Annotated in this window: 14 protein-coding genes; 6 read left to right on the top strand and 8 right to left on the bottom strand. The window is 39.7% G+C overall.

Annotation, left to right across the window (positions count from 1 at the left end):
- The first annotated feature begins 2 nt into the window (after positions 1-2).
- From ccoS to KO534_RS05265, 6 genes are all read left to right on the top strand, one after another.
- The gene (ccoS, locus tag KO534_RS05290; RefSeq protein WP_215928116.1) at positions 3-194 is read left to right on the top strand and encodes a cbb3-type cytochrome oxidase assembly protein CcoS; all 192 of its coding nucleotides are present in this window, start codon (positions 3-5) and stop codon (positions 192-194) included.
- Positions 187-858, top strand: a complete 672-nt coding sequence (locus KO534_RS05285; protein WP_215928114.1) for a sulfite exporter TauE/SafE family protein — start codon at positions 187-189, stop codon at positions 856-858. Before ccoS ends, KO534_RS05285 begins: the two co-directional genes overlap by 8 nt.
- A gap of 102 nt (positions 859-960) precedes the next feature.
- Positions 961-1890 carry a universal stress protein UspE gene (gene uspE, locus KO534_RS05280; protein WP_215928112.1) on the top strand — a complete coding sequence of 310 codons (930 nt, stop codon included), beginning with the start codon at positions 961-963 and terminating at the stop codon, positions 1888-1890.
- A 186-nt stretch (positions 1891-2076) separates the two neighbouring features.
- Positions 2077-2988 carry a tRNA 2-thiocytidine(32) synthetase TtcA gene (gene ttcA, locus KO534_RS05275; protein ID WP_215928110.1) on the top strand — a complete coding sequence of 304 codons (912 nt, stop codon included), beginning with the start codon at positions 2077-2079 and terminating at the stop codon, positions 2986-2988.
- Positions 2989-3002: 14 nt separating this feature from the next.
- Positions 3003-4013: a patatin-like phospholipase family protein gene (locus KO534_RS05270; RefSeq protein ID WP_215928108.1), complete on the top strand. Its 1011-nt coding sequence runs from the start codon at positions 3003-3005 to the stop codon at positions 4011-4013.
- Between the two features lie 81 nt (positions 4014-4094).
- Positions 4095-4646, top strand: a complete 552-nt coding sequence (locus tag KO534_RS05265) for a YkvA family protein (protein WP_215928106.1) — start codon at positions 4095-4097, stop codon at positions 4644-4646.
- A gap of 57 nt (positions 4647-4703) precedes the next feature.
- Here KO534_RS05265 and KO534_RS05260 read toward each other — a convergent pair whose 3' ends face one another.
- From KO534_RS05260 to KO534_RS05225, 8 genes are all read right to left on the bottom strand, one after another.
- The gene (locus KO534_RS05260; protein WP_215928104.1) at positions 4704-5339 is read right to left on the bottom strand and encodes a DUF2987 domain-containing protein; all 636 of its coding nucleotides are present in this window, start codon (positions 5337-5339) and stop codon (positions 4704-4706) included.
- Positions 5336-6157: a glucosaminidase domain-containing protein gene (locus KO534_RS05255; RefSeq protein ID WP_215928101.1), complete on the bottom strand. Its 822-nt coding sequence runs from the start codon at positions 6155-6157 to the stop codon at positions 5336-5338. The genes KO534_RS05260 and KO534_RS05255 overlap by 4 nt, the downstream gene beginning before the upstream one ends.
- Positions 6150-6911, bottom strand: a complete 762-nt coding sequence (locus KO534_RS05250; protein WP_215928098.1) for a hypothetical protein — start codon at positions 6909-6911, stop codon at positions 6150-6152. Before KO534_RS05250 ends, KO534_RS05255 begins: the two co-directional genes overlap by 8 nt.
- Positions 6912-6946: 35 nt before the next feature.
- On the bottom strand, positions 6947-7591 hold the full coding sequence (locus KO534_RS05245; protein WP_215928095.1) for a LysE family translocator: 645 nt from the start codon (positions 7589-7591) through the stop codon (positions 6947-6949).
- A 1-nt stretch (position 7592) separates the two neighbouring features.
- Complete coding sequence (gene cobB / locus KO534_RS05240; RefSeq protein ID WP_215928091.1) at positions 7593-8330, bottom strand: Sir2 family NAD+-dependent deacetylase; 738 nt, start codon at positions 8328-8330, stop codon at positions 7593-7595.
- A 191-nt stretch (positions 8331-8521) separates the two neighbouring features.
- Positions 8522-9181, bottom strand: a complete 660-nt coding sequence (locus KO534_RS05235) for a TetR/AcrR family transcriptional regulator (protein ID WP_215928088.1) — start codon at positions 9179-9181, stop codon at positions 8522-8524.
- Positions 9181-11379: a malate synthase G gene (locus tag KO534_RS05230; RefSeq protein WP_215928086.1), complete on the bottom strand. Its 2199-nt coding sequence runs from the start codon at positions 11377-11379 to the stop codon at positions 9181-9183. Before KO534_RS05230 ends, KO534_RS05235 begins: the two co-directional genes overlap by 1 nt.
- A 64-nt stretch (positions 11380-11443) precedes the next feature.
- Complete coding sequence (locus KO534_RS05225) at positions 11444-11944, bottom strand: ureidoglycolate lyase (protein ID WP_215928084.1); 501 nt, start codon at positions 11942-11944, stop codon at positions 11444-11446.
- Positions 11945-11948 lie beyond the last annotated feature (4 nt).

Raw genomic sequence — 11948 nt, 5'->3', positions numbered from 1 at the left:
TTTTGAGTATTATTTATGTGTTGATCCCCATTGCACTGTTACTTGTATTTATCGCAGTAGCGGTATTTTTTTGGGCGGTTAAATCAAATCAGTTTGAAGATTTAGAGCGTCACGGTAGTAGCATTTTATTCGACGACGATCTTCCTAAAAAAGAAAACAAGACCCAAAATCACATCGATAAACCTAATGAATGACCTGAGCTTTTTGTCAGCTTTTTTAATTGGCTTAGCTGGAGGCGTACATTGTGTTGGAATGTGTGGTGGGATCGTAGGCGCGTTTGCTTATGCTGTTCCCAAAAATGCCGCTATGCTCCCATATACTTTGGCCTACAATTTGGGGCGAATATTCAGCTATACCCTAGCCGGAGCCATAACAGGCTGGGCTGGCTACTTATTCACCCAACAAGTCAATATGGGAATTGTGGTTTTAGAGTTTGTCAGTGGTATTTTTCTATTCCTATTGGGTTTATATATAGCGGGTTGGTGGCAGGGACTTACCAAAATAGAGCAATTAGGAAGCAAATTTTGGCAAGTCATTCGCCCTTGGTCAAAAAAACTATTACCTTTTAAGAGCCCTTTTCACGCCTTGCCATACGGCATGATATGGGGGTGGTTGCCATGTGGTTTAGTGTACTCAGTGCTAACTTGGTCTTTAGCAAGTGGTTCTGCGATACAGGGAGCAAAAATTATGGCTGGTTTTGGACTAGGAACTTTACCAATCATGATATTAATGGCGACGGGCTTCGATAAAATTCAATCACTTATCCAGAAACCTAAAGCCAAAACTTTGATGGGGTTGCTATTGTTGCTGTTTGCCATAATGCAATTATTTCACGCCATATCTGGGTCCATTCAATAATCCGATCAAACTTTGATTGTGTTGCATTTTGGCTGGTAAAACCTTAAATAATTTCATAAGCTTAGCTTAGTTCTTCTTAGCTATTTAAGGTGTAGGTCGGATATGAATTATCAGAAAATACTCGCTGTTATTGAGCCAGAACTCTCCTCTCAAAAGTCTTTAGCCAGAGCCATTGAAATAGCCAAAATGAATGGTGCTAGCATCACTGCATTCTTAACTATTTATGATTTTTCATATGAAATGACCACCATGTTATCTATGGATGAACGGGAAAATATGCGTCAGGCAGTTATAGATGATAGGACGGATTGGTTAGTTAAGTTAGTCTCAGAGAATTTTGGTAATCAAGGCGTGAGTATTGATGTAAAAATTGTTTGGCATAATCGGCCTTACGAAAGCATTATTTATGAAGTAATCGAACAAGGTTTTGATTTAATCGTTAAGGGCACTCAGCAGCACGATTCTTTGAAATCCGTCATATTCACACCTACCGACTGGCATATTATGCGTAAAGCCCCCGTTCCCGTATTACTCGTTAAGGAGCATGACTGGCCAATTGGCGGTCAAATTATTGCTGCAATTAACGTAGGTGTAGACGTTGAAGAACATGTCTCTTTAAATGAAGAAATAACCAAACAAGCCCTACATTTTGGTAAGTTATTAACTTCAAACGTTCATTTAGTCAATTCGTACCCGGGAACCCCAGCCAATATTGTCATTGAAATACCAGAGTTTGATCCCACTACCTACGATGAGTCTGCCAGGCAACACCATGAACGCAGTATGCAAATACACAGTGAAAAACATCATATTGATAAAAACTGTTGCCATGTTCACATCGGTTTACCAGAAGATGTTATTCCCCAATTCGCCGAACAGTTAGATGCTGAACTGGTAGTGCTGGGAACTGTGGGTAGACAAGGCATTTCTGCGGCATTAATAGGCAACACAGCAGAACATGTAATAGACAAACTTAATTGCGATGTTTTAGCGATTAAACCCGAAGGTTTTGTCTCCCCTGTAAAATGTTAGGATTAAAACTCACACATTGTTTTCTTTTTGACTGATTAAAATTTGGACGTTTTCGGTTTAAACCTACCCCTAGGTAATAAGCTTTTCAATTAACTGAGGTTTAGTTTAGAAAGGGTGAGTTTTTTGAGTATAATTGCGCGATAACCTAAACAGCCCTTTTCGTAAGACGATATAAAAGCCGTATTCATGAATCATTTATCCAGTACTAATCAAAAACAATCTGCAAGCTTCACTAAATTGCAAAAACGTATCAGACATAACACGGGTAAAGCTATTGCTGACTTCAATATGATCGAAGATGGCGACAAAGTAATGGTGTGTTTATCGGGTGGAAAAGATAGCTACACTATGTTGGATGTATTGTTACACATGCAAAAAGTGGCACCGATATCTTTTAGCATTATTGCTGTTAATCTCGATCAAAAACAGCCAGGGTTTCCGGAACATGTATTGCCCCAATACCTCACTCAACTAGGTGTCGAATTTGAAGTTGTCGAGGAAGATACCTATTCAATTGTTATAGATAAGATACCAGAAGGTAAAACGACCTGTTCATTATGTTCACGGCTTCGGCGCGGCATCCTATATAAAACAGCTACGCGCCTACAAGCAACTAAAATTGCTCTCGGTCATCATAGAGATGATATGTTAGAAACCTTATTTTTAAACATGTTTAATGGCGGACAACTTAAAGCTATGCCACCTAAGCTAGTAAGTGATGATGGGCAACAAATTGTTATTCGCCCTTTAGCTTATTGCGCTGAACAAGATATCGCTGAATATTCCGAAATTTCAGAATTTCCAATTATCCCCTGTAATTTATGCGGCTCCCAAGAAAACCTACAAAGAAAAGTAATTAAAGGCATGTTACAAGACTGGCAACAACGGTTCCCTGGAAGAATAGAATCAATGGCCAAAGCATTGCAAAATGTCGTCCCATCTCACTTAGCCGATAGCAGCCAATATGACTTTATTGGCTTAAAAACTCAAGCCACACCATTTGTAGATGGTGATATCGGGTTTGATCCTCCTGAGTTTGTTAATACTCCCGTAAACAGTAACCGTCATACTGATTCACTCGACGTAACTAACATTTAGGACCCAAAACTAAAATGAAAATTGGACTAGCACTTGGTAGCGGCGCAGCCCGTGGTTGGGCTCATATTGGCGTCATCCAAGCCTTAGAAGAAATGGGCATACAGATAGATATTGTCTCTGGTTGTTCTATTGGCTCTTATGTAGGAGCCGCATATACATCTGGCAAACTACCAGAGTTGGCTCAGTGGGTTACAAGCCTTACGGAGTGGCAGGTCATAGCGTTGATGGGAGTGGGTTTCCATAAAGGAGGCTTAATGAGTGGTCTTAAGGTGTTTAAAGCGCTGCAAGATGATTTTAGTTACGATAACTTTGAGCAATTGAATAAACCTTTTGCAGCTGTTGCCACTGACTTATATAGCGGCCGTGAAGTTAATTTTACCAGCGGTTCAGTAGTTGAAGCTGTAAAAGCCTCTTGCGCCATTCCAGGCCTTTTCCCACCACTGTTATATAACAACCGTTGGCTAGTTGATGGTGGCGTGGTTAACCCTGTACCAGTCAATATGTGCAGAATGTTAGGTGCTGATATTGTTATTGCGGTTAATCTAAGCGCAGATTTTAGACCTCAATCCATCGTCAATAATCAAATCGATCACGGTAATAATCAAAAGAAGACCTCGGAGTTTTTTAGACGTAGTAAACAACAAATTAAGCAATGGTTTACTAAAGAAGACATTTCTAATCAGGAAGACAACTTATCTAACTCAACTGAAGATCAAGACTTCTTAGATATAATTGAGCCAACTAATGTTGAAGCCCAGAATGCTGAAGGAGAACTTGGGCCAACAGAAGCCCAAGTGCCACCTGCCCCATCCATAATTAACGCTATGTCAGGATCATTGGATATATTAGCCGCTAGGGTGGCTCGTTCGCGATTAGCTGGGGATCCTCCCGATATTTTAATCGAACCCCAACTTCGAGATTTTGGCATGATGGAGTTCTATCGAGCAACTGAACTGATTGAACATGGCCGCGCAAGTGTCGAAAGAATTTCTGAACAAATTAAGTATCAATTGGCTTCTGAATAAGCGATATTTAATCTGTACGATTGACAGAGTCTTAGCTGCTCTTTAAGGTATGTAACTAAAATAAAATAAGGATTGAGAACCATGCCCATTCAAATTAGTTTTGAATTATCTGATAGTGACTTAGATCATTTTCGTACAATGATGAAAGCCGCTATGAACAAAGCCAGTGAGTATCCGCCGGCAGAAGTGTTAGAAAAAGCGCGTCTAGTTTGCGCTGAGATGGAAAAGGCTAATTTGCCGGATTTTGTAAAACATAGAATGGAATCTCTGGAGACCCTTATTTCAGCTTTAGAAGATCCAGAATGGCAAATGCCAGAAGATGAAAAGAACGAAATTTTAACCTCTCTTGCCTACTTTACTGAACCCGAAGATTTAGTGCCTGACAACATTCCTGGGCTAGGTTATGTTGATGATGCGATTATGATTGAGTTGGTAATTCAAGAGTTGTCTCAAGACTTGTCTGCCTATAGGCAATTTTGTAGTTTTAGACAAACTGAAGAAAACCGCAGAGGCGAAGAAGCTAACGTTAACCGCGATAGTTGGTTGGATAGTAAAAGGACTGAACTTCGTTCAAATATGCGACGCAGCCGCAGCAATGCAGGTGGTAGACGGTTGTTTTCGAGAAGAATGTAGAGTTTAAACTTTAGTTTCTAGGGCAAATACATGTTTGCCCTATTTTTAGCTTCACTACTACTTTTTGACAATGGCGGTTATGCGTAACGGTTTTTGCGGCAATTCTAAACTTTTATGCTGTGACAACCACACTTTGCTCAAAGCAAGCCTTCCATTATTATCAGATAAAGTTTGTAACTCATCGCCTAATTCTACTTTTTCGTCAAAATGAAATAATAAACCTTGAGCTGAAGGCATCATAAGCGACAAAAAGCCACCCATCTCTTCAAAAAACGCCTGATATTGATTAAATATCAAATTTAAATCCGCGTCACTGTATTGAGTTTGTAAGTAGTCAGGTTTTGTTTCTAATTGCACTGACATATCACATTGATTAGCTTGATCTTGCAGTTCAATGACCACCATTGCTTTTGCCATTTTGAGAATTTTATCTGTAGGTACAGTAAATCGACTATTGTTTTCCACTGTTAATGGCAAGTTTTGTTTTTGAGTGATTATTTCAGCGGAATCTATATGGCAAAGTCTTGACTGTGCAATGTGTTGAAACCCAAAAGCGAACCGCAAAGAATCGATACTCGGATCATCAAGTTTTTTAACATGGCTATAAAAACTAGCGTATTCAACGGTTAAAGTATTAGCAGTAACCTGCGTACTTAACAGCAGACTCGCCCAAATAAAAAATAATTTCTTCAACTTGCAGTATCCATATGTTTTTTGTTGACTCGCAACATGCTTAACAACTCTTCGATGTATTCTTGTCCACGCTCGGAATAGCTAGACAGCCCCAAAGCTAAGGCGCTAGCAGTAACGGGTTTATCTTGTGTTCTTAGGTTTTGTCTAATTGACCTTAATTCTTTATATGCATAGTGTCGGTTGAGATTACGAATGTAGGTCATTACAGCGTGGGATAAACTTCTAAACTTAGCGACTTCGTGCACGGCTTCATTTTCACGTAGTTTCGGAACAAAACCACAACCTTCTTTGAAACACCATAGGCCGAAAAAATTATATCCTTTTTGTGCAAACCTGGACGTTCCCCAACCTGATTCATTCGCCGCTTGAACTAAAACTAGTGCTTCAGGAATTGTATCTACGCGTCGAATGAGTGATTCAAATGTTTGTTCAATTGTTAGCGATTCGTCGCCTGTAAAACGATACTTTTCAGCTAATACATCAAACACTTTTTGTTGGCGTTTAGTTAAATATTGCTGCTGGGCGTATACTTCTTGTAATGCAAATACCATGTCTCTTTCTTTGAGTACTATTTGGTTTTGCCTTTGTATTTCAGGTTTCAGGTAGGCAAAAAATGCGCGTTTTTTTGCTGTCACGTTAGAGTAAGTTGAAAAGTCCGGTACCGCTTTGTTACTGCTTTCTAACGGCGCAACATATAAGCTCTCGAGACTAATATTATCATAGGTTTTGGTACTAAATTGCTGCACAAAGACAATTAACACTAGCGTGCTAACGACAACAATAAAAGAGACTACAAAACACCTAATAAAATTAGGCATGGAATATTGTCTCACTTGGGTTAGCTTCGTTTGAGATACTCAAGACTTTCACGCCAAATAACTCTCTGTACAACACACCTTTCATATTCACAAAAAATGGAATAATCCAGATATATGCAAAACCTAAAGACAATGCTCCTAGAAATAAACAACAATAATAGGCCAAATAGAACAATGAAAGTGGCATCCAGTATTTATGGAATACTCTCATTGATAGAATCACACATTGGCTTGGGGGTAAACGTTTCTCAACCAACAACATAATCGAAAAACCGGTTGCTAGATTAATGTAAAATAGCAATGCTAGGCCAAATAGAACACTAATTTGGGACCCAATGATTGAACCTATGTCCGACATTGCAGCCAATAGAAGTGCTAACAAAATGACTAATACCGAACCCAAAACATTTTTAAGGATGGATAGAAACCTTGGTTTTATGCCTACACTATGGGAAATTCCCAATAGAAACATGGTGGCAATAATTGGAGTGGTGACAATCACACCTGCCACTTTTAGTGTAATCATCATGTGTTGTGACACCAGATTCAAATCTGTAACGCCTAATATAGACTGCATGATCCAAGCAAATAAAATAGCGATGAAAAATAATAGTAACACCCCGTGTAATACGGCTGTTTTGGTGTTACTTGATAAATTCCACGCTTCTTTGGCAATCGCCTTTAGATCCAAATGGGTTTCACCATTTAGAGACTTTTCAACGCTTCCACCTTTAATTTTAAACTGTTGTTCCACTTATACTCCTAGTTTTACAGGGTAATTGCAGCGCACTATACAGGCATTACTAGTTTTATCGCTAACAAAATCAGTACAATCCCCATTACACGGTCAAACCAATAGCCGTTTTTGCCAATAAATTGAGTGACGCTTTTCGAGCTTAAGAAAAAGGACAACACACAAAACCACACTCCAGTAGCAAACGCTAAGTACAAACCATAACCTAGTTTAATAATATTAGGTGTTTCTGGTGATACTGCTACGGCAAAGACAGACAAAAAGAACAAAGTGGCCTTGGGATTAAGACCATTAGTCAACACCCCTACTACAAAAGCTCTTTTATCTGAAATAACTAAATTATGCGTGTCTTCTTTTGCTACAGCTAAATTATCTGGCGCTGGACTTCTTATGGCGCCCCAGCCTAAGTACAGTAAGTAGGCTGCCGCAAGGTAACTAAAAATTTGAAACAACACAGGAGTCGTTTTTATTAGAATTCCAATCCCTAATAACGAATAGGCGACATGTATTAGAATAGCGACGCCCACGCCAATACTTGTAATTATGGCTGCTCTTCGACCATAACTAATACTGTGTTTTAATACGATAGCAAAATCAGGACCTGGACTAGCAACCGCCAACAAATGTACACTAGCGATAGTTAAAAACTCTAGCCAATATTGATTTACATATTCAGTCACTCTAAAAACCTTCTATTAAAGAATCTACAAATTTACACACAATTTCAGTTGCCTGACCATAATGTTTTTCAGCAAAGGCGTTTTGCCCTGAACTGGGTTCTAGGTTTAGTTCAACGGAATGTGCTCCAGATTGATTCGCCAAATTGACAAAACCAGCTGCTGGATACACTGTGCCTGACGTACCTATTGATACAAATAAATCGGCTTGACTGAGTGTGTTTTCAATCTGTTGCATATATTTAGGCATTTCCCCGAACCACACTATATCGGGTCGTAAATTATTGGGAGGGACACAGCATTGGCAGCGGTTACTGCTGTCTAAATCGGTGCGTAAAGGGGTACTTTTATTTGAACTTACACATCGAGCAGATAACAAACGACCATGCATATGCAACACATTTGTGTTACCTGCTCTTTGATGTAAATTATCAACGTTTTGAGTGACTAAAGTAAAATTATTTTTAAAAACACTCTCAAGTTTAGCTAAGGCGAAGTGTGCATGATTTGGTTTGACTTCTGGACTAAGTAGTTGCCGTCTACGTTGATTATAAAAGCGATAGACTAATTCTGGGTTACGCTTAAAACCTTCAGGTGTTGCCACTTCTTCAACGCTATGGTTTTCCCACAAACCGTTATTGTCTCTAAAGGTTTTTAATCCAGATTCAGCGGAGATACCTGCCCCAGTAAGCACAACAATCTTTAGTTGTTGCCCTTTGAAACGAACCAAACTATCTAGCATAAGGCCATCGAATAGCAGTAAACGAAAATTTAATGTGGGTCATCTTAACTTGATAAATCATTAATCTTGTAAGTGTTTTCTTGGGGCGCTATGTTATCAAATATCTGACTCGACGATTCGTTTTTTTAACTTAAACATTTCCCGAAAGGTTATTATTTAATTTGTGAAAGTGCGCTGGTGACTAATAAAGACTACCGAATCGTATTTAACACTTTCACCCCACACCCTTTTAGAACGATAGTAGTAATTGAAGCAACTATCGCTTCATAACTGCTTTCATCCATTTCTTGAATATCCATTGCCGCTAACACTTGAACGTTAAAATCTGCATAATGTTGAGTGGCGCCCCAGATTAAAAACAATAGATGGTAAGGATTAACATCGTCCATCAAGTCCTGCTTGATCCAACCTTGAATTACATTCACTTTAGTTTGCACCCACACCTTAAAGTCAGTGGATAGGTAGTCATTTATTAAGGGGGCGCCGTGTATAATTTCACTAGCAAAAATGCGCGACGCTTCGGGTTCTTCAAGAGAATACATGACTTTTGAGCGAATATAGGCTGATAACGCAATTTCAGGTTCATCATCTGCATTCAAGGAATCAAATTTAGAGTTCCAAATACTAACTATATCGTTGAGCAACTCTTGGTATAACTCCTCTTTGTTTTCGAAATAGTAGTGAATATTGGCCCGTGGTATTTTGGCTCTTTCAGCGATGCGCTTAATAGACGCTCCTTTATAACCGAAGGTAACAAATTCTTGTTTGGCTGCATTAAGGATCAGGGCTTTATTCTTTTTACGAATATCGCCCACTTCAGACTTTTTGGTGTTTAAAACAGGTTTTGCCATTAACTGGTTTTGCTTAGCTTTAGTTCTTTACGCATTTTATGTAATAGTGGTTCTGTGTAACCACTGGGTTGTTGTTCACCTTCAAATATGAGTCCAAGGGCCGCCTGAAATGCGAAGCTGCTATCAAAGTTGGGAGCCATGTTTGTATAGGTGCTATCATCGGCATTTTGCTGATCTACGATCACCGCCATGCGTTGTAACGTTTGTTTAACTTGTTCAGCTCCTAGTAAACCGTGATGTAACCAGTTACAGATATGTTGGCTGGAAATACGCAAGGTAGCTCGGTCTTCCATTCGCCCTACATTATGTATATCGGGAACTTTTGAACACCCTACTCCTTGATTAACCCAGCGCACGACATAACCCAATAGCCCTTGCACATTGTTATCTAACTCTTCTTGGCGCGCTCGTTCGCTCAATATTTCGATATCTGTTAGCAACGGAATAGTTAACAGCGCGTCCAACTGGGCATTATCGTCAATAGATTTTGCTTGTAACAATATATTGTCTTGGACATCCGAAACGTTAACTTGATGATAATGCATCACATGTAATGTGGCAGCCGTAGGTGATGGCACCCAAGCACAAGTTGCTCCGGATTTAGGATGCGCAATTTTAGTGTTAAGCATGGCCGCCATTTCATCGGGTGTTGCCCACATTCCTTTTCCTATTTGTGCCTTACCTTTGAGTCCGGCTTTTAATCCAATGATGACATTTCTATCTTCATAAGCAGAAATCCAACTCTCATTTTTCATTAATTCTTTGGGAACCATTGGCCCAGCCAACATACTGGTGTGAATTTCGTCTCCCGTTCTATCTAAGAATCCGGTGTTTATAAAGGCAACACGAGCGCTTGCAGCGCGGATACACTCTTTCAGATTCGCTGAGGTTCTGCGCTCTTCATCCATAATCCCCAATTTAATCGTGTTTTGGGCGAGACCTAAACATTCCTCGACTCTACTAAATAAGTCATTGGTAAAGTGTACTTCTTCAGGACCATGCATTTTAGGTTTAACAATATATATACTGCCGCATTTCGAATTTACATATTTGGATGAACCCGTTAAGTCATGAAGTGCTATTAACGTGGTTATCAGTGCATCCACTATCCCTTCTGGTACTTCTTCATTGTCGGCAGTTAAGATCGCGTCAGTGGTCATCAAGTGCCCCACATTGCGGATGAACTGCAAACTTCGCCCAGGTAAACTCATGACTTTACCTTCTGGGGTCAGATAACTGCGGTCTGAATTCAGTGTTCTGGTACTTTGTTTGCCACCTTTAGTGATAGTTTCTGCTAAATCTCCCTTCATCAATCCTAACCAATTTGCATAAACCGCGGTTTTGTCTAGCGCATCAACAGCAGCAATGGAGTCCTCACAGTCTTGGATAGTACTCAGCGCGGATTCTAAGATCACGTCTTTTACAGCTGCTGCATCAGATTTTCCAATGGCATCATTCGAATCAATTTGGATTTCGATATGCAATCCATTGTGGATACACAAAATCGCTTCCGGTTCCTGTACAGAGCCATTGAAGCCAACAAACTGGTTAGTGTCTTTTAATGAAACATGATCACCATTACTTAACTCAATAACCAGCTGTTGATCTTGAATCCTATATTTGCATGAGTCATGGTGACTCCCGCTTGAAAGTGGCAAGGTTTCATCCAAAAAATTACGCGCAAATGTTTGTACTTTTTGGCCGCGAATTGGATTGTAACCCGTTGATGTATTTAGGTCATTGGGCTCATCCACAATCACATCAGAACCATACAAAGCGTCATATAAACTGCCCCACCTAGCATTCGCTGCGTTCAATGCAAAACGAGCATTCATCAATGGTACAACTAATTGCGGACCAGCAAGCAAGGCGACTTCAGGATCCACGTCTTTGGTGGTGATTTGAAAATCTTCTTGTTCAGCCACTAAGTAGCCAATATCTTTTAAAAACTGCTGATACTTCTGTTGTGAAAATGGATGATTTGTCGCATCTAAGTGCCAATTATCGATTTGAGTTTGCAATGATTCTCTAACTGTTAATAATGCCTTGTTTCTAGGAATAAACTCATTTAGAACATCAGCGACCGAAGTCCAAAAGTCTTGCTGTTTAATTGCTAAGCCAGGCAAAACCTTTGTATTAACTAATTCATAAAGACAATCGGAAATTTTATACCCATGTTCTTCAATTCGTTTATTCATTGTTGTTCCTATATTTTTCAAAAAATCCCACTGATAGGGCTATTGTTAACCAAAATCGTTTTGTTCAAGATTCGGCTATTACTAGAGCGCCATCCAAACTAACGACATCACAGTTTTCACCCTCTCCGCCGCGGTCTACCACGATAAAATCACTGACCTGATGCAACGCCAAACAATAATGATGCCAGGTGCCTTTGTGATAATTTACCCCTTGATTTGACGTGGCGATAAACACTTCAATTTTAGCAGTGTGTAATTCGCCTTTGGGAGCTACAACAACTAAATAAGGTTGTTGCCCCATAGGAATGAAAGCTTGGCTTGATAATGGGTGTCGCTCCATCATCTTAATGGCTACTGGCTGTTCCAAGGGGGTTGAACGAAAAATATTAATCAGAGTACGTCCATTATTTTCGGTGACATCTACGGCTGCCAAATCATGATAACGTTGTGTGAATCCATCATTGATACTAAAGTTTTGAGCCTCGTTACTCACTTCTATCACATCACCAAACTTAGCAAAATTTTCTCGCGTAAGTGCTTTAGGTACAAGTTGTTGGATTGTCATGTAG

The sequence above is a fragment of the Paraglaciecola arctica genome, assembly GCF_018861065.1.
Taxonomy (GTDB): Bacteria; Pseudomonadota; Gammaproteobacteria; order Enterobacterales; family Alteromonadaceae; genus Paraglaciecola; species Paraglaciecola arctica_B.
This window is presented reverse-complemented; position numbering and strand designations above follow the sequence as displayed.

What these genes read in the sequence shown, in the direction of transcription:
- KO534_RS05285 (WP_215928114.1), top strand. Translation starts at nt 187, where the DNA reads ATGAATGACCTGAGCTTTTTGTCAGCTTTTTTAATTGGCTTAGCTGGA.
- uspE (WP_215928112.1), top strand. Translation starts at nt 961, where the DNA reads ATGAATTATCAGAAAATACTCGCTGTTATTGAGCCAGAACTCTCCTCT.
- ttcA (WP_215928110.1), top strand. Translation starts at nt 2,077, where the DNA reads ATGAATCATTTATCCAGTACTAATCAAAAACAATCTGCAAGCTTCACT.
- KO534_RS05270 (WP_215928108.1), top strand. Translation starts at nt 3,003, where the DNA reads ATGAAAATTGGACTAGCACTTGGTAGCGGCGCAGCCCGTGGTTGGGCT.
- KO534_RS05265 (WP_215928106.1), top strand. Translation starts at nt 4,095, where the DNA reads ATGCCCATTCAAATTAGTTTTGAATTATCTGATAGTGACTTAGATCAT.
- KO534_RS05255 (WP_215928101.1), bottom strand. Translation starts at nt 6,157, where the DNA reads ATGCCTAATTTTATTAGGTGTTTTGTAGTCTCTTTTATTGTTGTCGTT.
- cobB (WP_215928091.1), bottom strand. Translation starts at nt 8,330, where the DNA reads ATGCTAGATAGTTTGGTTCGTTTCAAAGGGCAACAACTAAAGATTGTT.
- KO534_RS05235 (WP_215928088.1), bottom strand. Translation starts at nt 9,181, where the DNA reads ATGGCAAAACCTGTTTTAAACACCAAAAAGTCTGAAGTGGGCGATATT.
- KO534_RS05230 (WP_215928086.1), bottom strand. Translation starts at nt 11,379, where the DNA reads ATGAATAAACGAATTGAAGAACATGGGTATAAAATTTCCGATTGTCTT.
- KO534_RS05225 (WP_215928084.1), bottom strand. Translation starts at nt 11,944, where the DNA reads ATGACAATCCAACAACTTGTACCTAAAGCACTTACGCGAGAAAATTTT.